23 protein-coding genes and 2 pseudogenes are annotated in these 25,821 nt (G+C 41.5%); 22 read left to right on the top strand and 3 right to left on the bottom strand.

Going from position 1 to position 25,821, the window contains the following annotated elements; genetic code table 11:
- Nucleotides 1-41: 41 nt before the first annotated feature.
- Together MKY19_RS17670 and MKY19_RS17665 are read left to right on the top strand one after the other, a co-directional pair.
- Nucleotides 42-1,019 (top strand): phosphotransferase, encoded by a 978-nt coding sequence (locus tag MKY19_RS17670; RefSeq protein WP_339796486.1) that lies wholly within the window; start codon nt 42-44, stop codon nt 1,017-1,019.
- 193 nt (nt 1,020-1,212) lie between these two features.
- Nucleotides 1,213-1,641 (top strand): hypothetical protein, encoded by a 429-nt coding sequence (locus MKY19_RS17665; RefSeq protein ID WP_339796483.1) that lies wholly within the window; start codon nt 1,213-1,215, stop codon nt 1,639-1,641.
- Nucleotides 1,642-1,766: 125 nt separating this feature from the next.
- Here MKY19_RS17665 and MKY19_RS17660 read toward each other — a convergent pair whose 3' ends face one another.
- Nucleotides 1,767-2,168 carry a VOC family protein gene (locus tag MKY19_RS17660; protein WP_339265365.1) on the bottom strand — a complete coding sequence of 134 codons (402 nt, stop codon included), beginning with the start codon at nt 2,166-2,168 and terminating at the stop codon, nt 1,767-1,769.
- A 154-nt stretch (nt 2,169-2,322) separates the two neighbouring features.
- Nucleotides 2,323-3,183, bottom strand: a complete 861-nt coding sequence (locus tag MKY19_RS17655; protein WP_339796479.1) for a LysR family transcriptional regulator — start codon at nt 3,181-3,183, stop codon at nt 2,323-2,325.
- A 183-nt stretch (nt 3,184-3,366) separates the two neighbouring features.
- On the opposite strand from MKY19_RS17655, the gene MKY19_RS17650 reads away from it, so the two are divergent.
- From MKY19_RS17650 to fabZ, 15 genes and pseudogenes are all read left to right on the top strand, one after another.
- The gene (locus MKY19_RS17650; RefSeq protein ID WP_339241940.1) at nt 3,367-4,536 is read left to right on the top strand and encodes an MFS transporter; all 1,170 of its coding nucleotides are present in this window, start codon (nt 3,367-3,369) and stop codon (nt 4,534-4,536) included.
- Nucleotides 4,537-4,790: 254 nt separating this feature from the next.
- Nucleotides 4,791-5,342: a glutathione peroxidase gene (locus tag MKY19_RS17645; protein ID WP_339796475.1), complete on the top strand. Its 552-nt coding sequence runs from the start codon at nt 4,791-4,793 to the stop codon at nt 5,340-5,342.
- Nucleotides 5,343-5,508: 166 nt separating this feature from the next.
- Entirely contained in the window at nt 5,509-6,387 is an 879-nt protein-coding gene (locus tag MKY19_RS17640; protein ID WP_339796471.1) for a PhzF family phenazine biosynthesis protein, read from the top strand.
- Nucleotides 6,388-6,791: 404 nt separating this feature from the next.
- Nucleotides 6,792-7,730, top strand: a complete 939-nt coding sequence (locus MKY19_RS17635) for a LacI family DNA-binding transcriptional regulator (RefSeq protein ID WP_339796468.1) — start codon at nt 6,792-6,794, stop codon at nt 7,728-7,730.
- Between the two features lie 79 nt (nt 7,731-7,809).
- On the top strand, nt 7,810-8,436 hold the full coding sequence (locus tag MKY19_RS17630) for an HAD family hydrolase (RefSeq protein WP_339265355.1): 627 nt from the start codon (nt 7,810-7,812) through the stop codon (nt 8,434-8,436).
- Between the two features lie 683 nt (nt 8,437-9,119).
- A complete protein-coding gene (locus MKY19_RS17625; protein ID WP_339796464.1) occupies nt 9,120-9,335 on the top strand; it encodes a hypothetical protein in 216 nt (71 codons plus the stop codon).
- Nucleotides 9,336-9,406: 71 nt separating this feature from the next.
- Nucleotides 9,407-9,682: a hypothetical protein gene (locus MKY19_RS17620; protein ID WP_339796461.1), complete on the top strand. Its 276-nt coding sequence runs from the start codon at nt 9,407-9,409 to the stop codon at nt 9,680-9,682.
- Between the two features lie 199 nt (nt 9,683-9,881).
- A complete protein-coding gene (locus MKY19_RS17615; protein WP_339796459.1) occupies nt 9,882-10,682 on the top strand; it encodes a phosphotransferase in 801 nt (266 codons plus the stop codon).
- A 255-nt stretch (nt 10,683-10,937) separates the two neighbouring features.
- A pseudogene (locus tag MKY19_RS17610) lies at nt 10,938-11,765 on the top strand (tyrosine-type recombinase/integrase).
- Nucleotides 11,766-11,959: 194 nt separating this feature from the next.
- Entirely contained in the window at nt 11,960-12,724 is a 765-nt protein-coding gene (locus MKY19_RS17605) for an SDR family oxidoreductase (RefSeq protein ID WP_339265347.1), read from the top strand.
- Nucleotides 12,725-12,987: 263 nt separating this feature from the next.
- Nucleotides 12,988-13,410, top strand: coding sequence for a GNAT family N-acetyltransferase (locus tag MKY19_RS17600; RefSeq protein WP_339265345.1), 423 nt, complete (start codon nt 12,988-12,990; stop codon nt 13,408-13,410).
- Nucleotides 13,411-13,766: 356 nt separating this feature from the next.
- The gene (locus tag MKY19_RS17595) at nt 13,767-13,994 is read left to right on the top strand and encodes a hypothetical protein (RefSeq protein ID WP_339265342.1); all 228 of its coding nucleotides are present in this window, start codon (nt 13,767-13,769) and stop codon (nt 13,992-13,994) included.
- Between the two features lie 271 nt (nt 13,995-14,265).
- Nucleotides 14,266-14,859: an AAA family ATPase gene (locus tag MKY19_RS17590; protein ID WP_339271700.1), complete on the top strand. Its 594-nt coding sequence runs from the start codon at nt 14,266-14,268 to the stop codon at nt 14,857-14,859.
- A 330-nt stretch (nt 14,860-15,189) separates the two neighbouring features.
- Nucleotides 15,190-16,173 (top strand): phosphotransferase, encoded by a 984-nt coding sequence (locus tag MKY19_RS17585; RefSeq protein WP_339265340.1) that lies wholly within the window; start codon nt 15,190-15,192, stop codon nt 16,171-16,173.
- Nucleotides 16,174-16,313: 140 nt separating this feature from the next.
- A pseudogene (fabZ, locus tag MKY19_RS17580) lies at nt 16,314-16,711 on the top strand (3-hydroxyacyl-ACP dehydratase FabZ).
- 360 nt (nt 16,712-17,071) lie between these two features.
- Here the strand turns inward: fabZ and MKY19_RS17575 are convergent.
- Entirely contained in the window at nt 17,072-18,031 is a 960-nt protein-coding gene (locus MKY19_RS17575) for a helix-turn-helix transcriptional regulator (RefSeq protein ID WP_339796455.1), read from the bottom strand.
- Between the two features lie 172 nt (nt 18,032-18,203).
- On the opposite strand from MKY19_RS17575, the gene MKY19_RS17570 reads away from it, so the two are divergent.
- The 5 genes from MKY19_RS17570 to MKY19_RS17550 all read left to right on the top strand — a co-directional run bounded on the left by MKY19_RS17570 (nt 18,204) and on the right by MKY19_RS17550 (nt 25,733).
- Entirely contained in the window at nt 18,204-20,315 is a 2,112-nt protein-coding gene (locus tag MKY19_RS17570) for a glycoside hydrolase family 52 protein (protein WP_339796451.1), read from the top strand.
- A 162-nt stretch (nt 20,316-20,477) separates the two neighbouring features.
- Complete coding sequence (locus tag MKY19_RS17565; protein WP_339796448.1) at nt 20,478-22,259, top strand: methyl-accepting chemotaxis protein; 1,782 nt, start codon at nt 20,478-20,480, stop codon at nt 22,257-22,259.
- Between the two features lie 186 nt (nt 22,260-22,445).
- The gene (locus MKY19_RS17560) at nt 22,446-23,300 is read left to right on the top strand and encodes an AraC family transcriptional regulator (RefSeq protein WP_339796445.1); all 855 of its coding nucleotides are present in this window, start codon (nt 22,446-22,448) and stop codon (nt 23,298-23,300) included.
- 138 nt (nt 23,301-23,438) lie between these two features.
- Entirely contained in the window at nt 23,439-24,329 is an 891-nt protein-coding gene (locus MKY19_RS17555) for a hypothetical protein (protein WP_076300873.1), read from the top strand.
- Nucleotides 24,330-24,362: 33 nt separating this feature from the next.
- Entirely contained in the window at nt 24,363-25,733 is a 1,371-nt protein-coding gene (locus tag MKY19_RS17550; protein ID WP_339796440.1) for an ABC transporter substrate-binding protein, read from the top strand.
- The last annotated feature ends 88 nt before the right edge of the window (nt 25,734-25,821 follow it).

Raw genomic sequence — 25,821 nt, 5'->3', positions numbered from 1 at the left:
CGATGTCCTTGTTCGGTTGTTTCAAGGGGAGGGAAGATACCGTGCTAAATACTCAGGATATTGCTATAGAAGCATTAACTTGTTATCCAATTACTTATCAATCAATAGCTCATATTGGACAAAATGCAAACACCATCTATAAAGTGACAGATAAGGAAAGTAACTGCTATAGTTTGCGAATACATCTATCAAAAAATGATTCGATGGAAAGTATTTGGTCTGAGGAAAAAGTCATCCATTCAGAAATGATTTGGCTGGAATCATTAACAAATGATACAAATCTGGTGTTGCCATCACCTATAAAAAATAACATTGGTGAATATGTTACTAAGATAGCTGACATAAACTGTACATTGTTAAAATGGGTAGATGGTGAACAAAAACAATTTGTTCCAACAGTCAATGATGCCGAGTGCGTAGGCGAATTGATCGGAAAGCTTCATAAACAATCATCCTTTTGGAAAATTCCGTCATCATTTACTCGACCGTCATTTGATAATTCTAGAATTTCACAATCATTAGAAAAGCTAAAACAGCTTGCTAACGCTGGTGAGCTCGATAAAAATGATGTGGAAATTCTGCAATTGGCCGGAGAGTGTGCAATTTTAATGATGAACGACATAGAAAGAACACCAGGCAATTGGGGGATAATTCACGCAGATTTGATTCCAAGTAATTTTGTGTTCCATGAACAAGAAGCTAGAGCTATTGATTTTGGAGCTTGTGGGTTCGGATATTATTTATTCGATTTAGGTTGGACACTTTCTTATATCCACCCAGCATTCAGAAACCAGTTGCTAGAATCATACGCAAAACAATTCGACCTGCCTCATAACTATGTTCAACGTTTAGAAGGTTTCTTTGTAGCAGCCCAACTCGAAACAATGAATTTTTGGCTTGGGCTGCCTGAATCTAATGAGTGGTTACCCAGTCACATTAGTAAATTAGCAAGTCGGGAATTTAAGCGATATGTAAATAAAGAAGAATTTCTCTTTAGTGGCACTCCTTACTGGGAGTAGTTTGTTCAACGAACGGAGAACGTTAGCCCAGATACTTTGGGAGCAGTTTAGCTTCAGAAGAATAGAGATCATGATAAGCTTAAAGTCGAAAAGAATCTATAACTGCATAAAACAAAAGGAGAGGTACTTTGAAAAAAATTAGGGAAGCAACAAAAGAGGAAATGATCGAAATTTATAAGATGGGCTATGATGTTTGGGAGATAATCTGCCATATGAAGAATATATAACTATGTGCCAGGCTTCCAAAAAGTATAAAAAGGGAAAGTGGTACGTTCTTGAAGCAACAGATACAAAGCAGCTATTAAGCTCCCTCATCGTATATGAACTAAATCTTTCTGATGACCAAGTTGTAAAGGGGGTTGGTTCAATTGCTACCCCTTTATATTTAAGAAAAAAAGGATATGCTTCTTTATTGGTCAAAGAAAAGATAAATAAACTTGAACAGGAAGAAAAGTGTAACAACTTTTTCCTTTATAGTGATATTGGAATAGAATTTTACAAAGAATTAGGTTTTATTGTACTACCTAATGAGTTTCAAAAATATAAAGACAGTGTTTGTATGTATTACTCAAAAGAAAATGATATCGACTCCATAGTACTTGATATCCCCGATTACTTTTAAAGCACATCCTTATTGAAGTAATGGGAAACGATAGGCTAACCCAGGTGATTTGAATTACAGATATGAGATTATAGTGGGTGTGAAAAAACGCCAGTCACCTTAAGCAGGTGACTGGCGTCTTCATATTAGCTTTTAGGCATTTTGCTCTCATCCATGTACAACAGGTTCCAGCGGTGACCGTCCAGGTCGGCAAATCCTGCGCCGTACATCCAGCCGTCAGTTTCACTCGGCTTGCCAAAGATGTTTCCTCCGGCAGACTCTGCTTTTTGAATAAAGGCATCTACTTCCTCTCTGCTTTCAGCGCCAATGGAGAATATTACTTCTGCGCTATGGGAAGTATCTGCGGTTTTAGAACCTGTGAATTTCTCAAACGCTGCATCCGGGAACAGCAGTATCGTTGTTTGGCCTATGTCAAGCTTGGCTCTCTCGTTACCAACGCTCACTGCATGGAATCCAATCTCATTGAAAAAGGCAGTTGACCTCTCAACATCTTTGACCGGCAGGTTAATCCAGATCTCCTGTGGCATGGCTATAGCCTCCTGGAATATATTTTTAACAACTCCTACTATACTCTAGTTCTGGCAGCAGAAGCGAATCTTACAAAAGAATCCGTAATGACATTTCTGTCATGCATTCTGCGGTTTCCTTTGTAACTTTTCTTCTCTAAATCGCAACTCACTCTTAATTGAAATACTCGATAGTTTTCTCAATAAATGCCTTGGCCGATTTTGTCAGAAAACGGTCGGACCTATGAATGATCTCAAAGTGACGGTATGGCGGATCGTCTGTAATTCGGACGCAGCGTAGTGTTGGTTCATTCATCGCTTGGATCAAACGATAAGGCAGCAATGTTCCTCCGACGTTGGCTTTAACCAAGCTAATAATGGAAGTAGCCGAACTGGTCTCCATGATCGTATTTAAACTGAAGCCATATTTACGGCAATAGCCATCAACCAGTTCTCTGCCTGTAAATCCTTCGGGGAACATCACAGTTTGGATATTTCGCAGTTCCTGGATTCCAATCGTGCTTCGTTCAGCCCAATCATGATTCTCGGAAACGACGAGTACATATTCTTCACTGCACAAAGGAATGCGTACAAGCCGATCATCAGGAGCAGACGTGATCTCGATACCGATGTCTACTTCATTATCGAGCACTTGATTCAAGACATAGATCGAAGAGATAACCTTCAGTTGTACCTTGGGGAATCGTGCATGAAAATTCACGAGCAATGGAGTGAGCCGATAGTCCAGATCGGAAGGAAGAACACCAATTACTAAGCGACCTCGTTGATCATTGCGGAGTTCAGCTAACGCATCCTGGGTATTCTGTAAATGCCGAATCATCTGTACACAGTGCTCCAGAAACAGATTTCCTGCCTGGGTCATCACAATCTTTTTGCCGACTCGGTCAAATAAGGGAACACCGAGTTCATCCTCGAGCGCGCGTATTTGTTGGCTCAACGTAGGTTGAGATATGCCGAGTTTCTCAGCTGCTCGTGTAAAATGAAGCTCCTCACAAACAGCAATGAAGTTTTCCATCTGACGAATCTCCATATGTATTACCTCTAATCATTGGTTTTAGTAATCATTTTAATAGAAACTATAGTATTGTTCAATCATTCTAAAGATTCTATACTTAATCGTGCACCACCCAACGATCTGTCGTTAAAAAATAGGATGATGGGTGAATGTAACGATACTACTACCATGAGGTGATTCATAATGAAACTTTTTTATATCGTCCTAGCGCTTATCCTGGCTTCACTGAATTTACGACCACCTATTACATCCATTTCACCTCTAATGAGCACCGTACAGAATGATCTGGGTATAAGCGGGATTACCGCCAGTCTGTTAACCACACTTCCGGTATTATGCATGGGCATATTTGCTCCGTTCTCCGTAAGATTAAGCAGAAAGTGGGGGAATGAGGGCGCAATTGTTCTGGCTTTAATCCTCATTGGGTTAGGTACAGGATTACGATGGTTTGTTGGTACAACTCCATTGATGATGTTCACTTCTTTTCTGTCCGGTGTAGGAATTGCATTGGCAGGGCCGCTATTATCCAGCTTCATTAAGCAGTACTTCCCTGACCGAGTGGCAGCTATGGTGGGCATCTACTCTACAGCGATGGTGATGGGGGCCAGCATTAGTGTGGGATTATCGGTTCCGCTTCAGCATACGCTGGGTGGTTCGTGGAGGGGCTCGTTGGCTGTATGGGCATTTCTCGCAGCCATTGCATTGCCGATCTGGTTGAGATTAGCCTGGTCTGCGCGCATAGATCGACAATCCGGTAAAATCTCGAGTGTACTTAATTCACCACTTCCGGTGAACAACAAGCGTGCCTGGATGCTGACATTATTCTTCGGGCTGATGGCAGCGATCTTCTACTCATTGACCGCTTGGCTTGCGCCAGCAATCCAAAGCCAGGGGTATAGTCAAGAGACGGCCGGCAACATCCAAACCTTATTTACATTGATATCTCTGCCCTCTACGTTGTTCATTCCCATGCTTGTACACCGTTACCAAAGACGTGTATTCTGGCTTGTCGGGTGTGCTTTATTAGAGTTGATGGGTGTCCTGATGCTGAACATATCCGTTAGCCCCTGGCTCGCGGCGATTCCACTCGGTATTGGAGCGGGTGGACTGTTCCCGATTGCACTGATGTTGCCCATTGATGAAACAAGCAATGCTCAGGAAGCCAGTAGCTGGTCCGCAATGACCCAATCAGGTGGCTACATTCTCGGAGCGCTTGGGCCGCTAGCCATTGGCTGGCTCCACGATGCAACGGGCAGCTTCGTCCAAGCATTCTATGGTTTGGCTGTAATTATCGTGCTTCAGATTATCGTTCAATTGGCTATAGGTAATAAAAAAAGTTCTCCAGCGAGTTAGGATAAGCCCCAGAGCTGAGAGGATGTACTATTTTCATGATGAATTTAGAAACGGATTTTGTTGGGGGGAAATAAGTAGAGGAGCTTCCTATATGGTAGCTCCTCTTTTCTAGTAAATTAAATGGGCAATATACTAAGGTAATATTGGATTATAGGTTCATTCTATAAAGATTATTCCTTTTATATATTAGACCAATAAAAGCCTGTAGCGATATTATGTTATTTATAATAATAACGCGGAGGAATGGTGGTCTGATGTCTATTTATGATTTTCAAGCGAAGTCAATTAATGGTGAGCCTGTTGAATTGTCAATTTATCGTGGAAAAGTTCTGCTTATTCTGAACACGGCTAGTAGATGCAGCTATTCTCGCCAATTACCTGATCTTCAAAGGCTTTACGAAATACACCATGAGCAAGGGTTTGAAATACTAGGTTTTCCTTGTAACCAATTCAACGAGAAAGAGCCAGAGAGTAACTCGGAAGTACATGAATATTGTGAGAGCAACTTTGGAGTTAAGTTTTCTTTATTCGAGAAAGTTGAGGTTAGAGGACCGTCTGCTCATCCGTTATTTCAATATTTAACACAGCAAGCACCATTTCAAGGGTTCGATACTGAGACATCAGGCGGTCAATGGATGCAGGATTTTCTGCGGGAAAAGTATCCGGACATATATGCCGGTGACGGGATCAAGTGGAATTTCTCAAAGTTTTTAATCGATCGAAACGGCCATATATATGGTAGATACGAAACTACGACTGAACCATTTGACATAGAGGTATTTATTGAATCACTTCTTTTAAAGTAAATGAATCCGATTAGTGATTAAGCTAACGGGCAGATTAACGCAACAATTCAATCGCTCCTGCGTCTTTACCTAGTAATAAATCGATAAAAGGAAGATCTTGAAGGCGAGTGGGACGTGCCGGTTGCGCACATCGGTTTTTCGAAGATAAAGAGAGGAAGAGCAGAACATGAATGTGGAAGTGTATACGTTAAAAGCGTTTGCGAAAGGGGAGCGTGGCGGTAATCCAGCAGGCGTTGTCTTAGAGGATGGCCTTTCTCTGGATGCTGCCGAAATGCAGCTCATAGCGAAGAAATTGGGCCTTTCGGAGACGGCCTTTATGGAAAAATCTCTGCTAGCGGATTACAAAATCCGCTATTTCACCCCCGCCAGCGAAGTTGATCTGTGCGGACACGCCACGATTGCTGCGTTTGGACTAATGCATTCGCTGGGTTTGTCAAAGGAAGGGACCTCCTATTCGATAGAAACTAAGGCAGGGATTCTGGATGTCGATATTAGCTCCGAGGGTCTTGTTTATTTGTCACAGGCATTACCACAATTTCTTGAAAGGATATCCTGTGAGGAAATCGCCCCATCTTTGGGGATAGATGCCGAGGATCTGGAAACCGGGTTGCCGATCCAGATTGTTTCGACGGGCCTGCGGGACATTATGATCCCGATCCGCAGCAGGAAGCTCTTGAATGAGGTTCAGCCAAATTTTGATGCCATAACCGCCATCAGCGAAAAATATGATGTGGTTGGATATCATCTGTTCACGATGGATACTCCAGACGATGCTGCTGCGGAATGCCGGAATTTTGCGCCGCTGTACGATATTCCCGAGGAGAGCGCGACAGGAACATCCAACGGTGCTCTGCTCAGCTATTTGTACCAACATGGCCAACGATCTTTGCGGGAAGTAGAGAATGTCATTTTCAGGCAAGGGTATTCGATGGATTGTCCTTCTGAAATCAAAGCAGGATTGCGCCTGAGCGAGAGCGGTGAAATCAATCAGGTTCGGGTCGGCGGTGCAGTGGCTGGCATTGAACGAGGACATATCATGATATAAGCGGAATCAATAAGCCTATTTGCAGCCACCGTACCATAGGAGGCAAATAGGCTTATTCTGCTACTGCGAGGCTAGATAGCAGAGGATGCTTGCGTAAGCAGACGGGTTAACAGTTCTTCATCTAACCTGTCGTTTTCCTTGATTTTGATCGTTTTGCGTTCCTCGAGGCCATCGAACAAGCCCCTCCCGCAATGCTAGGCCGTTTGCGTTGAAGATCGTGAACGACACGTATTTGTATTGAACTAACGGACAGATTAGTTATAAGCATAACAACTTGACCATCCTTTTGATTCCGTGGTACAAAATGCTTATGCTTTATACAAGACGAATGGCGAAAGAGTTTTTTTGTGTGGAAAATTGGGGATTTTAACTTTGAACTCTAAGAAAATATAGGAGAAAGTGCAATGGCAAATATTATTGATATTGCGAAGCGTGCGGGTGTATCTGTGTCAACAGTATCAAGGGTGCTAAATAATCATCCTTACGTATCTGAGTCGAAGCGGAAAGCTGTGCAACGAGTGATTGATGCCCCGAATCGGTTAGCTGTCGATTTAGTCCGTAAGGAAACAAGGAGTATAGGCGTGGTCATGCCTTACAACAACAATCAAGCCTTTGATCAACTGCTCCATGGTGTACTTAATCGATCGGTTGAGCATGATTATTCTGTAATGGTTCTTCCTACGAAGTACGATCCGGAAAAAGAGCTAAGCTGCTTAAATATGCTGAAAAACAAACAATTGGACGGAATCATTATTACTTCTCGTTCGAATGATTGGAATGCAATTATTCCATACACCAAGTATGGAACAATTGTTGCGTGCGAGTTTACGGATCATCCTGAGATTGGCTGTGCCTATATGGATCGATATGCATCTTTCCTAGACACGTTTCAACTGTTGAAAGATAAAGGCCATTCACGAGTTGCCTTTACAACAGCAAGAGGAGAAGAGAGTGCTAGCACACAGCTGACAAAAAAAGCATATAAGCATATATTCGGTGATCTGCCGCCAGCATACCATATCAGTGATTGCCAAAGTATTGATGATGGGTTAAGAGTGGCACAACAACTGCTTAATATGGAGGTTAGACCAACGGCTATCTATGCGAACGGTGATGAGGTTGCGGCGGGTTTTTATCAGTATTCAAGAAGTATACAATTGGAAGTGCCCAATGATCTAGCGATCATTGGCCAAGAGAATCAGCCTGTTGGAATAGGTTTAGACCTATCTACGGTCGATCATCAATTGGTGAAAGTCGGTGAAGAAGCCTTTGATCTTACAATTGATAGCTCCAATAATAAGGTGGAAATTCCCTACCATATCATTGTACGGCATTCAATATAGGTATTGACCTGAAAAGGATTCCATACTTTAGCATTCATATAGGAGCTCATTTCTAATAATGCTTAAGGAGGATGAAATTATGTATACTACCGTTATCTTTGACATTGACGGCACATTAATAAATACAGAACAAGCGGTGTTGGGATCCTTACAGAAGTTGCTGAAGAAGAACTATAATAGGAAAATGGCGCAGCAAGATCTCGCATTTGTGCTCGGAATTCCGGGTACAGTATCCCTGGGACAACTCGGTATTGAAGATATTGAACATGCGAATAAATGCTGGAATGATCTTATGAGTGATTACCGGCATACCATTCACGTATTTGAGGGTTTTCATCAACTGCTTACTAACCTAAGGAAGCAATCGATTGCTACAGGGATCGTAACTTCTAAGACAAAAAAAGAGTTTCACGATGACTTCGTCCCATTTGGCCTCGCTCGTTATCTTCCTTATGTTATATGTGCAGATGATACAGAGCTGCACAAGCCTCATCCCGAGCCATTGCTTAGATTCCTTGAGCTATCAGGTGCAAAGGCTGAAACAGCCATATACATCGGTGACACCATTTATGATTACGAATGTGCCAGAGACGCTGGAGTAGACTTTGGATTAGCATTGTGGGGATGCAAACAACCTGATGCTGTTCCAGCTAAGTATAAGTTCGAGAATCCAGAAGATATTCTTACACTTTTGGATCTCAAGTAATGTTATGTGTCGCTCTAATATTTTTCATTGTTAAGCTCCCATGAAAATTAAATTAGCTCAAAACCTGAAAAAGAGCATAATAAAGCAAACCCAGAAAAACACTTTTAAAAAAAGGATGAGCCTCTTGAGTAATCATATAAAGATTGTTAAATCTATTAAGCACAAAAAACATCATAGATAACAAACAAAAAGGCAAGGCTGGTGCAACAACCAAAAAAGAATTAATCTCCCATGAGTGCTACCCATATAGGGTGCGACATTCTGTGATGCACCGTGGTAGTCGGAGTCAGACTAACGGTTGGGCTCTATGGCACGATAGCTTATCGACCTTCTTCGCCAGCCGTACAAACAGTATTGACAGAGGTATCCATTTTCATCCTCTGTGGTGCAGCCAGCTCTTAGGCTGCATGTATGGCTAACGGGACACTTTAGTTCAATAAACCAACAGTAGTCTAGGACTTTATTTTTTAGTTTAAGGCAACTGTTAGTTTTTTATATTGGAACCCTCAAAACGAGTTCTTTTGGAATTCACTAGTAAGCAGTATGAGTCTACTGCGATGTATCTACGTACTGCAAATAACAATGGAAAGTGATTAAACTTTGGGCAGAATAATTCTATCATTTATGCGGAAAATAACCCAAACATTTATGGGGGATTCTGTTCAATGTTACGGAGAGGCGTTTTGATTTTTTTGATCTTGTTAAGCGGCATTAATGTAATGAGTAAAGCCAAAGCATCCACTAGTTCAGGGATCACATTAGTAGACGCTTTCCAGATCGGTCTTACAGAATCAAGAAAATGGGATGCTCAGGCGAATCTAATCTCAATCACGAGTGTTGGTGACACAAGCTCAACACCACCATCTACTCTTGGTATTGATGGCAAAAGAGAAATTTGAAATTTGCTCTTTGGAAATGGTCAAAGAAATCAAATTTTAATCATTAACATAAAAAAGGTAAGATTGCGATTATGCGAACTGTACAAGAAGACATTCAAGACTTTGAAATTATTCCACAAAGTGATCTCATACTTGACTCACCTAATATGGTACAGATTGCGATTGAAAACGATGTCAAACCAGGGGAAGGATGGGCTAAAGGATATCATTTCAACGTTATAAAAGACCATCAAGCCTTGTTTTTTGGAGTAATTAGGCATAACAAGTACAGTATGATGACAAAACTGTACATGGACAAGACAGGGAAGGTTCTGGGTTCCGAAACTAAAAATGAAGGTCTGAAATAACTTTTCCTCCATGAACTCATTGAACTAACGGGACACTATAGTTCAATAATGAGAGGGCTGCCGAGAGGTAGCCCTTTGTTCAACTAACGTGCAGGTTAGTTGAAAAGTTTCGCGAATACCCTACATATGAATTATTTATAGAGTCCGTGATAAGACGATATTGGAAATAACGCCAAGATACACAAATGAGGAGTACAAAATGATGAATAACCGATTCTCAATGCCAAGTAAATTAGTAAATCAGTCAGAATTACTTAAAACTACAATCATTGATAAAGGAAGACATTATCAATCTTTGCACATTTTAGAGTTTGATAATTCTGTAAAATATGTGTTGAAAGAAAAAAACGTTAAAGATTCTGGAAGTTTAATGGACGAAGCAGAAAGACTAAAATGGGTAAATAATGTGATTCCTTCTCCTAAAGTAATAAGTTATCAGATGGAGAATGGAAAGGAATATTTAGTTATGACCTATATAGAAGGTTGTACTGCGGAAGAATACCAGCAGGAAGAGGGAGATAAAAGTCTAGGCTATATTTTAGGAGAAGGTTTAAGAACAATACACAATGTTCCCATTGATGATTGCTTTTTCAATGATTTTTTGCCAGAAAAACTGATTGATATGGTCAAAAACAATATTAATGAGAGAAAACATGAAGTCATAGAGGCTATTAATAACTCATTTCCCAACCATACTATTGAGCAACTAATTGATTTTTTGGAAATGAATAAAGCGTCGACAGAGGAACTAGTTTTTACTCATGGTGACTATGGTTCTGGAAACGTTATGATAAATAATGGATGTATTGAAGCATTTATTGATTTAGGAGCTTCAGGGATATCAGATCCATACTATGATATTTATTATCTTGTAAAAAGTCTTACTTATTATACAGATAGGAAAGAAGAAATAGTTGAATTTATGAAAGGATATGGAATATCTGAATTAGACGAGGATAGAATGAAATTTCATCAAATTATCGATACTTTATTATTGTGATTTATATAGTAGTAACTCTAAGAAGGCGTTGACATCCTGTAACACCGTATGCTGAGTCGCATTCACTCCTTGATTCTGTCCGAAGCATCTCTAGGAAGAGCAATCAGTCAGACCATTCTACAATGGCGAAGTCCGTCGGACCCGTGCGTCATGTCGTTAAGCTAACGAGGAACGCTAGCTCAAGCAGGTTAGAAGATTAAAACCTCCCTTTAGAAGCAAACCTAGTTGTAATAGCTTCTAAGGGGAGGTTTTATTATGAAGTTAAGTGAGTTGTGGCATCTATATGAGGCTGATAAACGAATTCAAGGATATAGTCCGAGAACATTGAACGCCTACGTCCTCCAAAACAAAATGCTAATGACGGAACTAGGTGATCCCGAGATAGCGGAGATTACATTGCCAATGCTGAAGCAATATTTGGCGAAACAAGCAGAACGTTTGAAGCCAAGCAGCCTAGGGCATCGAATTCGTTTCGTCCGATCCCTATTTCGCTATGCGTATGAAGAGACTTACCTGACTTCAAATCCTTCTTTAAAACTAAGAGAACCCAAATTGGACAAGCGAATTCCTAAGTTTTTAGTCGAGGAAGATGTTATTCATCTTAAGATCTCGTGCCAAACATTAAGAGAAAGAGCTCTGCTTGAGCTTCTCTATTGTACTGGCTGTCGAGTCGGGGAAGTAGAGAGGATAAACATCAAGGATCTCAACTGGGAAAACTGCTCTATAGTCGTAAACGGTAAGGGCTCCAAGCAGAGAGAAGTGTACTTTACGACAGAGTGCAAAGTATGGTTAAGGAAGTACCTGACCAGTCTTGGAGATACCTGTAAAGCCTTATTCGTAACGGATACCAACCCAACTAAACGCATGGCTATTCCTACAATAAGATAGACATTAAAACGACTTGCAGATCGAGGAGAGATTGAAACGAATGTTTATCCGCATCGCTTTCTACATACCTATGCTTGCCAACTCCTTGATAATGGTGCTCCCTTGGATTTCATCCAAGGTATGTTGGGTCATGAGAAAGCCTCAACCACGCAAATATACGCACAACTTCGTGGCGAACGCAGGAGAGAAATGTAGCGACGATTTTTTTAGCATATAATAGCGGCAGATCCCTTTTAGAAATCTGCCGCTATTCAACTAAAGGGCAGTATAGTTTAATAAGCACGGAGAACCTACCAAAAGACATCCCCTTGTAACCGAATGAGAGAGCAACATTTCAAATGTTATCCTGTGATATAACTATATTTGAATTCGGACAAGGAGATGAAAGCATGAGTAAGTTGGAAGGTAAAATCGCTTTAATAACTGGAGCGAGCCGAGGAATTGGCCGCAGCATCGCATTGCGTCTGGCACAAGAGGGCGCATTTGTCGTCGTGCACTATGGAAAAAGAAGAAATGAAGCGGAGGCAGTTGTTCACCAGATCGAGCAAAGCGGAGGTAACGCGTGCGCAATTGGTGCTGACCTAAGCACTCTCGAGGGCATTCATGATTTATTTTCGGTACTGGATGATGATATTCGGGAACGTACAGGCGGTAGCGGATTCGATATTCTTGTCAACAATGCTGGAATCGGTCAAATAGTTAGCCTAGAAGAGACAACTGAAGAATCTTTTGACGAGGTGATGAAGATTAACGTAAAAGCACCGCTTTTTGTTACCCAGCAAGCTTTACCGCGTCTAAAAGACGGGGGGCGCATTATTAATATTTCATCCTTTGTGACGCGCGTAGCCTCTCCAAGTGTGTTCACCTACAGCATGTCGAAAGGGGCCATCGATACATTTACGCATCTTCTGGCCAAACAACTGGGTAACCGCAATATTACGGTAAACGCCATCCAGCCCGGCATTATTAACACAGAGATGAATGCCGGGACGTTGCAAGATCCCCATGGACAAAAATATGCGGCCGGTCTTTCAACCTTCAACAGGTGGGGAGAACCTGAGGATGTAGCGGATATTGTTACCTTTCTCGCTTCGTCGGACAGCCGTTGGGTAACTGGTCAATTGCTCGATGCAAGCGGTGGATCTCACCTATAAGTAAAATCATTAGAATCCCACACTTTATGTTCATTTCACTATTACAATCCCACCCGATTTAAGGGATGAAACAGAGTGTTTCATCCAAGTATGCTTATATCCTTGATTAAGCTAAGGGGGAACGATAGTATAGTATATCATTAGGCTTCGAGCACGATCGGCAGCCTGTTTAGTTAACGTGCAGAATAGTTGGGTATTAATGGTGAATATTTGAAAAAGGGGCATACATCACATCAAAATTTCAGTGTAGAGGGAGTGAGCAATTGAATATTAGAGAGGCTCATGAAGGGGATTACCCTGAACTAAGAAAGCTGTATCTCGAATCACGGCACAATACCTTCGTATGGGACAATATTATTGAAATGACCTTGGAGGATTTCGACAAGCATACGGAGGACGAATTCATCATCGTAGTAGAAGAGGCCGGTATCCTTATGGGCTTTACCTCCTTGTATTTGCCGGATAACTTCATTCATAATCTTTTTGTTCACCCGGATTGCTCAGGGAAAGGAGTCGGCAGTCGTTTGCTGCAAGCAGCTGACGTTAAAATGAATAAACCGATGCGATTAAAATGCGTATCTAAAAATCATAAGGCATTGACCTTTTATGAACGCAACGGATGGAAGAAGGTTGTTGAGGAAGGCCGTCTGGGAGAAGAGAAGTACTGGGTTATGGAATATAAATAAAACAAGGAACCGCATTTGGTTCCTTGTCAGGCTGTCGAGAAAGGCTCGACAGCCATTCTTTTTGCTTAGTATTTCTATACGACAAGATAACAGGCAACCTCAAAGAGTTTCATTATGTTTATGCCTCCAATAACCGACCTTATAGTGACCAAACAGTGCATTTCGTTCGACTAACGAGACACGATAGTTCAATAATACACATTGATGAGCAGGAGCTACGGTATCCTGCTTTTTTCATTGAACGGGCAGGACGGTTCCAATATATGGTATATTTAAATAAGACGAAATCCTACTTATTGGAGGCCATATGAATTGTCCAATCCATTATTGGGGTATGGTAGAGGGAGCGTGATGTAGTGGAAAAGATAGCTGAAATTTTTTTGTTTTTTATTTTTATGATTCCTATGTATGGAGTATTAATATGGACCTATTTTTGTCCTGAGGATAGTTTATTATGGGGGAAACGATGGATGTATAAAGAAGAACCTGAAGTATCTGAGGGGGCAATTCGTTATGCAAAAGTAGCCTCATTGACAGTTATTGTGGTACTGACTATTATATTTGGAGTCCTAATATTTAGTTAGCATCAACGTCCGTTTGTACTTTTTTGATTCTCGTGATACCTCAATCTTGTTCAAATAAAATCTAGGGTTGTTCCCAATAGTAAGCAAAAAGCGGTTAACCTAACGGGAAACTATAGTTCAATAATGAGAGGGCTGCCGAGAGGTAGCCCTTTGTTCAACTAACGGGCAGGATAGTTCAATCATTTCTCGAATATTTTATGAGTTGGATATTTTTATGAACTTTGTGATTATAACGTTATCTGAAAAATACGTTTTTGAAGGGATGATTAAATTGAAACAAGGGATATTAGTTTATCTAAATGGAACTTCAAGTTCTGGAAAGACCTCCATATCGACTGAACTGATAAATCAGAAAGAGATTCCTTTTTATCATTTATCAATTGATGATTTTTTTAATAATTACAATGATTTTATTAATAATAAATTTCCAGATGAACCTCCAAGAGAAATAGATCATCAAGTTGTTTCACAAATACTTGATGATTCCATATTCTCAGTGTACCATTCGACAATTAAATTGTTATCAGAAATGGGTTTTAATGTAATAGTAGATACCGTAATCGACAATGACAAGAGGTTTAATGAGTTTCTTGATCAATTTTTCGATCAGCCTACGTTATTTATAGGTGTAATATGCTCGAAAGAAGAACTCATAAGAAGAGAGCAAGCAAGAGGAGATAGAAAAATCGGACTGGCAGCTTCACAGTTTAGCAAAGTATATTGCTTTGATGAATATGACCTCGAAGTAAATACTGAAGAGATGAATCCAAAAGAATGTGCCGAAAAGATATTAAGTTTTATTAAGTCCAATAAGGAATACTCGGTATTTAAGAAATTAAGTAACAGAAATGTTAGTGTCTCTTAGAAGGCGTATTCATCAGATAACACCATATCAAGCGTTGGGGCTATCGCCCCTCGGTCTGCCCGAGGGATTTCGGAATTAAGGTAAAAGGAAACGATAGTTCGATTAGACATAAGGGCAGCCGATCAATGGATCGGGTGCCTTTATTCAACTAACAGGCAGGATAGCGTAGTGATAGCTTTTTTTTGTATCGAAAGCACTTAAACCCCAAATGATTATAATTAATTATTATAGATACAAATAATTAGTAAGATGGTAAAATTTACATTTGATCATTACCTGATTAGGATTATGAACTGATATATGATCAAGAAAAAATTGAGGAGTAATGCGATGTATACACAACCTACTGTCTTACGTTCAGTCCTAGATCCAAAATACTTGGAATATTGTTTGAGCAAACATTATGATATCGGGCAATGGATTGAATGTTTGTATTGGTTACGAGGATTAAATGATACTTACAGGGTGCGAACTTCTAATGGATTTTACATACTTCGTATTTACCGCCTTGCAATTAACGAAAATGATGTAGCGTATGAGTTATCCTTATTAACTCAATTGAAAATTGTCCTTAACTCTGTGGACACAAAAGTGTCGGAACCCATAGCAAAAAAAGACAATAGCTTGTATACCGTTCTAAATGCACCAGAAGGGAAGCGAATTGCTGTAATTTTTCGCTATCTCAATGGCACGGAGAACATACTTCATGACGAGGCATCATGCTTTACCTTTGGAAGATCAGCTGCCGAACTGCATACAGCAATGGATCAAGTTATTCTAAACCAACCGCGATGCGAGTTGGACACAAATTTTCTCATCACTCAACCATTGGAACGAATTGTTAACTACATTGGTGAAAAAAATGAGGCAGTACCATTTCTACATGAATTTGCGAATGCATTGAAAGAACAAATCCTTATTGCTTCAAGACAAGGCTTGGATTGGGGGTTATGTCATGGAGATATGCATGGAAATAATAATGCATTCAAAGAAGGAAGCTATTTTACTCACTACGACTTTGAATGGTCTGCTAATGGTTGGCGTGCATATGATTTGGCACAAGTTCGGGCTAGAAAGCGTCAGTTAGAGGATCAAAAAGAACCTTTATGGAATGCGTTAATCTCGGGTTACCGATCTGTCAGAAACTTCTCGGCACAAGATGAAATGGCAATAGAACTATTTGTTATAGCTCGACGCTTTTGGGTGATGAGTCTAGATGTCGCTTTTATCGAAAGTGATTCTGGTGCTTTAGACTATTCAGATGATTGGCTTGAATGTTTTATTGATGAATTTAGAAACTTTGAAATTGTGTAAATGAAATATTATTATTAATTCTTACTAACGGGACAAGATAGCGCCATGAGAACAGGCTGCCAGCATAATTGGCAGCCTGTTCTGCTCAACGGGCAGGATTGAATGGTAGATAAGTTGAATATTTTAATAAGTTATTGAATATGCCTCATCGAAATCCATTTCTCTTGGTTGATAGGATATTGGGAATTAATGAGGGAAGAGAGCTGTTGGAATTAAAAATGTAACAATTAATGAACCTTATTTTCTAGGTCATTTTCCTGGCTATCCTGTTATGCCTGGAGTCTTAATTGTAGAAGCACTGGCACAGGTCGGTGGAATCGCGATGTCCAACGTTGAAAGCAGCCATCTTAAAATAGGCTTATTAACGGGTATTGATAATTGTCGTTTCAAACGACAAGTAAAACCAGAAGACCAACTCCTTCTTGAATTTGAGGTAATTCGAATTAAGGGACAAATTGTCAAAGGAAAGGGAGTGGCCACGGTAGATAATGAATTGGTATGTGAATCTGAAATTATGTTTGCATTCAGTTCGATTTAGGTTGTAAGCTAACGGTCTGTTTAGCTTCAGAAGCATAACCGGTCAATGGATCGGATTTATCATAAGAAACAATATAACAACGATACAAAAGAAAGTATTAATCAATATGACGAAGTGTCTAAATTGTATTACACAACTCGCTCAAAGAAAAAACAGAATAATCAAAGGGTCTGAGTCAGCAGCAGGAAGTTTGTTCGTCATGCTAGAACCTTTATGAAAGATTTTCCTAACGAAAGGATAGGCTAAACGTTAATGAAATGAATAGAGTGATTAAAACACAATACGTGTTGGATTAACTAACAAAATATAACGAATTCCATAGACGACGATCACCTTTCTGAGCACTATTGGCGAGAGATCTCACTTAGTGGACAGTGGGATTTTGTTTGTGTTTGTGTTTGATTTTTTAAGCGAATTCGGATTCGCAGTTAAACGGCGATAGCCCATTGGCGGGAGACCTGTCCAGCGTTTGAATTGCTTGCTGAAATGGGACACATCACGGTACCCCAGTCGTTGAGCAACCGATTCGACAGATAGACTATTATCCATCAGCAGCAGTTTGGCGTGTCGAATGATTAAGCGTGATAAATATTGCCTTGGTGACATCCCGTAGATTTGATGAAAAGCACGATTACAGTGAGTAGTGCTATATCCGAGCTTGGCAGCAATGTCCTCAATACCGCTACCTCTTTCGCCTGTGCTGGCAGCGGTGGAGACGGATTCCTGCAATAGTCCTTCAATAGCGTTAGCTAGGGCAACTGTATTTTCTGTAGCTTCTGTATCTGCTGGGAGAGGCATTTCCGAAAGCACCCAACCGCTAAGCGCGGTCAGAAGCTGCAGTGAAGCATGCAGTGTGATCAAGCGATTTCTATGTGTGTCTTTAGACTCTGACAAGATGGAAGAGTTAATGATTACATCTAGCGCGGAACGGATGGCCAGCAGTTCGGGGGTGTTCCCGCTGAGACTAACAGCATCTGCTGTAAGTAAAGCACGCCGCAAAATCAGGTCATCAATATCAAAATGCAGGCAGTAATAAGTCATGTCACAGTCAGCATTTGAACCCATACTACTATGCTCAACACCGGGGCGAATGAATAAAATATCGCCGCTTTTCTGTATAAAAGACTTATTGCCTACCGTCATTTGTTGCTCACCTTGAAGGACAATATTAATCTCAAACATCGGATGAGTGTGTACAGGATATTGCCAATCCGAATTTACTTTTCTCCAATGTGCGGCGAAGATATGAAAGGCTGCTTGAATGTCTGGTGACATCTGACCGTCAATAGAATTATGGAAGGCGGGATCATTCGAGATCATTTCAATCCTCTTTTACAATAAAATTTGGCTTAATTATATCATAGGTTGTTATCGATGTTTGATTTGCCCAAATAATAGAAGGCTTTAGCCCTGTTGCACTTCCAGAAATATCGATAACATGGATATATAGCCCGAGGTATCCGGGATCATGTTGGAGGGAGTGCATTTATTTATGTTACATAATAAATTTTTTAATGCTCATCATTCACCGATCGGTGCATTTGCGAGTTTTACCTTAGGATTTAAAGGAGCTAGTGGTGGTTTCGATTTGGAGATGGCCAAACCTCCTAGACAGAATATATTCATAGGATTAGAACGCACTGATGGGAAAGGGTATGACACACTACCATTTCACGAGATTGGCGGAGACGACGAGAGCAAACGCTATGACATCGAGAATCCAGACCCCAATCCAGACAAGGAGAATATTCTATTCCCTTTTCAAGATCGTGAGATTTCAAGAGATTTTCAAGTAGCTACAGACAGCTGGAGTGCGGGGGATCTGACCTTCCGGATTCTCTCGCCAGTTCGATCAGTACCAGATCCTGAAACTGCGTCTGTGGAAGAAATGAAGGAAGTGTTGCTGCCAGCAGTACTGGTTGAGCTCGAAGTGGATAACACCTCATCAGCTACCTCACGTCGCGCGTTCTTTGGTTTTCAGGGAACAGATGTGTATAGCGGAATGAGAAGACTGGATGATGTGTCATCTGAAATTACAGGCGTTGGACAAGGAAGATTTATTGCGATTGCTGCCGAGAAAGGCACTACAAAGTCCGCACTTCATTTCACGATGGAGGATATTCTAAGTGAGGAGCTTCAGGGAAATTGGACCTTTGGACTGGGTCGCGTGGGTGCTTTAATCATGGATGTTCCAGCCGGAGTAAAAGAAACGTACCGGTTTGCGATTTGTTTTCACCGTTCGGGTTATGTTACCTCTGGTATGGATTCTTCCTATTACTATAATCGCTATTTCAACAATGTTGAGGCAGTAGCCGAATATGCATTAGCTAAATTCGATGTTCTTAAACAAGCAGCGGAGAAAGCTAACGAGATGTTAAATCATGCAAACCTATCCGAAGATCAAACCTTTATGCTAGCGCATGCGATTCGTAGTTATTATGGTTCCACACAATTACTGGATAATAAAAATAAGCCGTTCTGGATCGTCAACGAAGGCGAATACCGGATGATGAATACCTTTGATCTGACCGTCGATCAGTTATTCTACGAGCTGCGTCTGAATCCTTGGACGGTTCGTAATGAGCTGGATATGTTCGTAGAGAGATTCAGCTATGAAGATACGGTACGTTTCCCTGGGGATGATACAGAGTATCCAGGTGGAATTAGCTTCACACATGATATGGGTGTAGCCAACGTAGTTTCACGTCCGGGCTATTCCTCCTATGAGTTATATGGGATTGATGGTTGCTTCTCACATATGACACATGAACAATTGGTGAACTGGGTGCTGAGTGCGGCAACTTATTTTGAGCACACAGGTGATCGGAGCTGGATGGAACGTAATCTGAGTATCTTGGAGAAGTGCTTGGATAGTATGTTAAATCGGGATCATCCAGATCCTGAGCAAAGAAACGGTGTTATGGCACTAGATAGCTCACGTACGATGGGTGGAGCAGAGATTACTACCTATGACAGTCTGGATGTCTCTTTAGGTCAGGCTCGCAACAATATTTACTTGGCAGGAAAATGCTGGGCGGCTTACTTAGCTATGGAGAAAATATTTGCAGAGTATGAGCGTGTGGAGCTGTCCAAAACAGCAGGGGCAGGGGCAGAGAAATGCGCCGCAACGATGGTGGCAAGCGTTACAGCAGATGGATATATCCCGGCTGTGATTGGAGAAGGTAACGACTCCAAGATCATTCCAGCTATCGAGGGTCTTGTATTCCCATACTATACGGGTTGTAAAGAAGCTCTTGATCGCAATGGACGGTTCGCCGCATATATCAGCGCACTCGACAAACATCTTCATGCGGTGTTGAAGCCGGGCGTTTGTTTATTTGATGACGGCGGTTGGAAAATCTCATCCACTAGCAATAACAGCTGGCTTAGCAAAATCTATCTCTCGCAGTTTATCGCCCGCAACATTCTGGGACTGGAATGGGATGAACGCGGAGCGGCAGCAGATCACGCTCATGTGGCATGGCTTACCCATCCAGAATTATCGATCTTCAGCTGGAGTGATCAAATTATTTCCGGGGAGATTACAGGCAGTAAATATTATCCTCGTGGAGTAACAGCGATATTGTGGTTGGATGAGAAGTAGGGATTTGGAGTTTCATTGAATAAATGGCAAACGGACCTCTTATTAGGGGGGGCGTTTGCTTTTTTTGTTAAATTATGAATTTCTTTTTTTGATTTATATTCCCAAAACTAGTACTATAGTATTAATTTGTAATTAATTCTAATAGGATGCGGAGCGGTGTATATGGTAAAAGTTACACGTACAAGGTTGCGACTAACAATTCGGAAAAAACTGCTCATGATGTCACTCACGCTACTAATTCTTCCCATCGGAATATTAGGAGCAGTTATTTATCAGATTTCAGTCAAAGAAACGAATCAGCTCATTGAGAGTAAACTGAGTTCAAGCGTAAACCTGGCTGTCGCCTTAATTGAGAATTTGGAAAATTCCGTTCAATTGGGACAGTTGACTGAAGTGGAAGCCCAAGAGCAAGTACGGACCTTACTACTTGGAAACAAAAATGAGGATGGTACTCGGCCTATTAATCAATCAATTGATTTGGGACCAAACGGCTATTTCTTTATATTAGATAACAAGGGGGAACTGCTTGCTCATCCCAAACTAGAGGGAGACAATATTTGGGATAAACAAACCTCAAACGGTACTTTTTACATACAGGATTTGATTAAAGCAGCACAGAACGGTGGTGGAGCTACTTACTATAAATGGCCGCTACCTAAATCGGATGGTACTGGAAACGCTGTAGGAGAAGAAGCGTTGAAAATATCTTATGCTAAACTATCGCCCTCTTGGGGCTGGGTCGTAGCAGCAGGCTCTTATATGCAAGACTATAATACCGGGCAACAAACCATTCTAAAGGGAATTATTACTACATTGATTGTATGCGTTGTCATCGGAATCGCTGTAATATACATATTTGCACAACATATTTCAAGACCGATTGTACGCATAGCCCGTGAAGCTGAACGGATCGCTCAAGGGGATCTAAGCGGTAAATCATTGACTGTGCGCAATCGGGATGAGATCGGACAGCTCGGAATCAGCTTTAATCAATTATCGGGTAATATTCGGGAGTTAGTTGGGAATTTAACTATAAGCTCGGAGTTATTAGCTTCTTCCTCCAAACAGTTGTCTTCAACGTTAGGTGAAACCACAGCGGCACTTGTTCAGACTTCATCCTCAATGACTGAAGTGGCGAACAATAGTGAGAAACAAGCTTCCTCAACGCAGGAGACTTCCCAATCGATGGAGGAGATGGTAAAAGAGATTCAGCGAGTAGCTGAAGCCTCTACACATGCCTATCAGCTGTCCATGCAAACACTGGAAGAGGCTGATAAAGGAAACAGCCTTATCATTAACTCTTCCGAACAAATGAACGCAGTAAGTAATACTGTTGTTGATTTAGGAATCACCGTTACTAGTTTAAATGACCAGTCTCAACAAATAGGCACCATCGTCAGTACTATTAAAGGAATATCTGAGCAAACGAATCTATTAGCGCTTAATGCAGCAATTGAAGCTGCTCGATCAGGAGAACAAGGTAGAGGATTTGCAGTGGTAGCTAGTGAAGTCCGTAAGCTGGCAGGACAAACAAGTGAAGCAGCTGAAAGGGTTTCAGTCATGGTCGAAGAAATTATTACGAGTATAGGTCATGCCCATCATTCGATGAGTAAAGGCCAAAATGAAGTCGCAGCAGGAGTTCAAGCGATTGATGATACGGGTAAAGCATTTGAACGCATTTTGCAGGCCACCCGGACCATTGTAGATCAGGTGGAGCAATCCTCGACCGCTGCACAACAGATGTACACGGGCTCCGAACAAATATCAGCTGCGGTGATGGAGGTCGAGCAGGTTTCATTGCACTCAGCTTCGGCTGCACAAACTGTATCTGCTGCCACTCTGGAGCAGCTTGCATCTATGGAGGAAATTGCTGCATCTGCTCGCAAGCTCCAAGAGGGTTCAAATGAGATGCGTGCTTTAGTAAATCAGTTTAAATTAGAATAGATACTCAGACTTAGAGTTACAGAAATAGAATATGTAAAATATTAAAGAGGGGGAGTAACCCCTCTTTTTTGCTGTTCTGACGTAAATAACCTTTTGAATACTAAGGGGAAATTAATATAGCTTTTACAGCTCATTAACGCGGAGCGTATACTGGCTTGCTATATTGAAGGGAAAAGGGGGATGAATATGAAAGAAATGGAAGAGTCGTCCTTTGCAGCTGCTCAGCCTGTCCTTGCAAGTGATACTTTTGGTTGGGATAAGCTTCAGGTTTCGCAATGGTATAGCCCGCAGCAAGCTTTCACCCCATCCTCGGAGTCTAAATATTTAATAGGAATTCACTGCACAGCCTACTACGAAAATTACTACACCATTCATATTACCCCCTGTAATGAGAGCCTTCTTTGCCCTTGGGGCAGAACCTCGCTCTATTTTTTGAAAATAGAAATTACGCCAGCGGTACTCGAAGAGATTGCTCGTGAATCTGGTTATCTAAAGGAAGGCCATATCCAGTTGGACCGCAAATTTCATGTCAAGGATTCCAAGCTACTGCAATTAGGGCTTTGGATGCTGGAGGAATTACAGAATGGCGGTGCCAAAGGGAAAATATATAGCGACTCTTTATCCAACATGTTAATTATTCACTTGTTACAACACTATTCTTCAGTGATTCCCCAGCATTCAAACCGAAAAACGCCAGCCAATCAAGAAATATTTCAGGTCATTCAATTTATGCGTGAGCGTTTAGAAGATGAGATTCAACTGAATGATCTCGCTGGCATGGCTAATATGAGCCAGTCGCATTTTATTCGGATTTTTAAACAACAGACAGGATATACTCCCCATAATTATTTAATTCGCCTGAGAATCGAACGTTCTAAATTTCTTATTCGTTCCGGAAAAATTGGTTTGAAGGAAATTGCATCTCAGGTTGGTTTTGCCGATCAAGGTCATTTTACTAGATTATTCAAACGAGAAACCGGCCTAACCCCAAAGCTGTATGCGAATCAAAGCTCCTCCAAACCTAATCATATGATTTATTGATTTTATTTTTGCAAATGAGAGTTTTGTTCAAGGAAAGAAGTGTTTTGTTCAATTAGAGAGCTGTTGCCAGCTCCTATAATAAGGTTGAAGTAAGGCGCACAAATGCCGAACTACAACCTTATTAGGAGGAGAGAAAACATGAGATTAAAGAGATTATTCAGTCTGATTTGCGCGGGGGTACTTACGACCAGTTCTTTATCTTTAGTAGCATCTGCCACACCAGTCGGACCGGATAACCTAGTAAACACTGAGGTAGAAATCAGTGCAGAGTCAACGTCGACTTCAGCTACAACTGCTGGAACTTGGCATGAAGTATCTAAGCAAACCTTCTGGTTACTTGATGCCCTGGAACGGGGACAAGGGGTGGCTACGGACGGGAATTCATGGATCTTTAATTCCTCGTATGGGCTCTTACGGACTGGACTTGATGGAAAATCCGTAAAAGCACGGAATGAATTGGCTATTCCACTGGAGATTGCCTCCCAAGGTGGAGACCATATCGGTGATATTTCCTACTATAACGGTAAAATATACGCTCCTATTGAAGACGGCAAAAACTATCAGCATCCTTACATCGCCCTCTATGATGTGAACACTTTGAAATATACGGGTACATCCTATGCTTTACCGTTGAATCTGCATATTGGCGGTGTGCCTTGGGTAGCCGTTGATGCCGCTCGCGGTCAGGTCTACACAGCTCAGTGGAGTAATGCAAGCGTCTTGAATGTACTAAGTCTTGACGATATGCATGTGATCACAACCATTCCACTTTCCCAAAGTATTGATCGAATTCAAGGTGCCGAAATGTACAACGGTGTTCTGTATGCTTCTACGGATAACGCAACCCAAACGGTTTATCAGATTGATCCGGAGACTGGAAACGTATCTGTTGCCTTTGATCGCAATCTGCCTAGTGGTACTGAAGCCCAAGGAATTGCTGTATTGCCTACCGCTGATGGTGCACAGCTCCATATTCTTGATGTAGGCTCGAATCGCATTAGTGTGAACTTTCGCCATTATGCATTTTAATTCAAATCCAAGCGAAAAAAGGGGCTAACAGAAATGCTAAAGCAAACCAAAACTATTCTAACACTGCTATCCGTCTCAATGCTGGCAGTAGCGGGCTGCGGACAATCTAATAACAGTACGGCTGAAGCCAAAGAAAATACCGCTCAACCCACAGCAATCGCTGCAACTCCGGAATCCACAGAGACTCCAGCCGCTAAGCCGGTGGAGATTACATTTTATTATCCGGTTAATGTTGGTGGTCCCCTTACAAAAGTAATCGATGGGATGGCTAGTGCATTCATGGAGCAGCACCCGGAAATTAAGGTTAATCCCGTGTACACAGGTAATTACGGTGACAATACCGTGAAAATTCAAGCGGGTGTACAGGCCAAACAGCCACCGGATGTCGCGGTCATGATGTCAACAGAGCTGTACAGTATGCTCGATATGAATGCAATCATTCCGCTGGATGATTTTATTGCAAAGGACACGGATATACAGATGGCTGATTTTTATCCCGCCTTTGTAGAGGATACACAGTCTGAAGGTAAAACGTACAGCCTGCCTTTTCAGCGAAGCACGATTGTTATGTACTACAACAAAGAAATGTTCAAAGCCGCAGGACTTGATCCAGAGAAACCACCCACTACATGGGATGAGCTTGTAACCTATGCTAAGAAGCTGAACAAAGACGGTCACGTGGGGCTGGAAATTCCGGGCAATGATGATTCGTATTGGATGTTTCAAATGCTTGCAAGGCAAAATGCTTCCGATCCGAAGCAAAACATAATGTCCTCCGATGGCAAAAAAGCGATGTTCGATACGCCGGAAAATGTGGAGGCATTGCAATTCTGGTTAGATTTGTCCCATAAATATAAGGCGATGCCCGAAGGTGTTATTGATTGGGCGACCGTTCCGACAGACTTCATTCAAGGCAAAACAGCCATGATGCTGCATACAAGCGGCAACTTAACCAATGTAAAAAATAACGCGAAGTTCGAATTCGGCGTAGCGTTCCCTCCCGCACAAAAGCAATTTGGATCACCTACTGGGGGAGGTAACCTGTATATTTTCAAGGACACATCTCCTGAAAAACAAGCTGCGGCTTGGGAATTTGCCAAATATATGACGGCTTCAGAACAAGCTGCCCTCTTTAGCAGCTCATCCGGTTATGTTGGCGTAAGAAAATCTGCATATGATACAGATGCTATGAAGAAGTATACGGCGGATTTCCCGCAAGCATTGGTAGCGAGAGATCAATTGGAATATGCGTTCCGGGAATTGTCCACTCATAATCATGGTAAAGTATCGACGGCAATTACGAACCAGATTCAAGCGGCATTGGCAGGAGAGATTGATGCAGCAGGTGCACTTAAAAAGGCTCAAGCAGAAGCAGAACAGGCACTTGCTCCCTTCAATAAGTAAGCTTTGAGGTATGGAATACGCCAGGACGGCTCGATAGCTTGTTCTGGCGTCATTACTATATTCATTAATCGTAGAAACCTTAATCAAG

Origin of the sequence: Paenibacillus sp. FSL R5-0744 (assembly GCF_037972555.1) — a bacterium.
GTDB lineage: Bacteria > Bacillota > Bacilli > Paenibacillales > Paenibacillaceae > Paenibacillus_AQ.
Note: the sequence above shows the minus strand (reverse complement) of the source record. Positions and strands in the feature narration are given on the sequence as shown.

What these genes read in the sequence shown, in the direction of transcription:
- MKY19_RS17660 (WP_339265365.1), bottom strand. Translation starts at nt 2,168, where the DNA reads ATGCCACAGGAGATCTGGATTAACCTGCCGGTCAAAGATGTTGAGAGG.
- MKY19_RS17655 (WP_339796479.1), bottom strand. Translation starts at nt 3,183, where the DNA reads ATGGAAAACTTCATTGCTGTTTGTGAGGAGCTTCATTTTACACGAGCA.
- MKY19_RS17650 (WP_339241940.1), top strand. Translation starts at nt 3,367, where the DNA reads ATGAAACTTTTTTATATCGTCCTAGCGCTTATCCTGGCTTCACTGAAT.
- MKY19_RS17645 (WP_339796475.1), top strand. Translation starts at nt 4,791, where the DNA reads ATGTCTATTTATGATTTTCAAGCGAAGTCAATTAATGGTGAGCCTGTT.
- MKY19_RS17640 (WP_339796471.1), top strand. Translation starts at nt 5,509, where the DNA reads ATGAATGTGGAAGTGTATACGTTAAAAGCGTTTGCGAAAGGGGAGCGT.
- MKY19_RS17635 (WP_339796468.1), top strand. Translation starts at nt 6,792, where the DNA reads ATGGCAAATATTATTGATATTGCGAAGCGTGCGGGTGTATCTGTGTCA.
- MKY19_RS17630 (WP_339265355.1), top strand. Translation starts at nt 7,810, where the DNA reads ATGTATACTACCGTTATCTTTGACATTGACGGCACATTAATAAATACA.
- MKY19_RS17620 (WP_339796461.1), top strand. Translation starts at nt 9,407, where the DNA reads ATGCGAACTGTACAAGAAGACATTCAAGACTTTGAAATTATTCCACAA.
- MKY19_RS17615 (WP_339796459.1), top strand. Translation starts at nt 9,882, where the DNA reads ATGATGAATAACCGATTCTCAATGCCAAGTAAATTAGTAAATCAGTCA.
- MKY19_RS17605 (WP_339265347.1), top strand. Translation starts at nt 11,960, where the DNA reads ATGAGTAAGTTGGAAGGTAAAATCGCTTTAATAACTGGAGCGAGCCGA.
- MKY19_RS17585 (WP_339265340.1), top strand. Translation starts at nt 15,190, where the DNA reads ATGTATACACAACCTACTGTCTTACGTTCAGTCCTAGATCCAAAATAC.
- MKY19_RS17575 (WP_339796455.1), bottom strand. Translation starts at nt 18,031, where the DNA reads ATGATCTCGAATGATCCCGCCTTCCATAATTCTATTGACGGTCAGATG.
- MKY19_RS17570 (WP_339796451.1), top strand. Translation starts at nt 18,204, where the DNA reads ATGTTACATAATAAATTTTTTAATGCTCATCATTCACCGATCGGTGCA.
- MKY19_RS17565 (WP_339796448.1), top strand. Translation starts at nt 20,478, where the DNA reads ATGGTAAAAGTTACACGTACAAGGTTGCGACTAACAATTCGGAAAAAA.
- MKY19_RS17560 (WP_339796445.1), top strand. Translation starts at nt 22,446, where the DNA reads ATGAAAGAAATGGAAGAGTCGTCCTTTGCAGCTGCTCAGCCTGTCCTT.
- MKY19_RS17555 (WP_076300873.1), top strand. Translation starts at nt 23,439, where the DNA reads ATGAGATTAAAGAGATTATTCAGTCTGATTTGCGCGGGGGTACTTACG.
- MKY19_RS17550 (WP_339796440.1), top strand. Translation starts at nt 24,363, where the DNA reads ATGCTAAAGCAAACCAAAACTATTCTAACACTGCTATCCGTCTCAATG.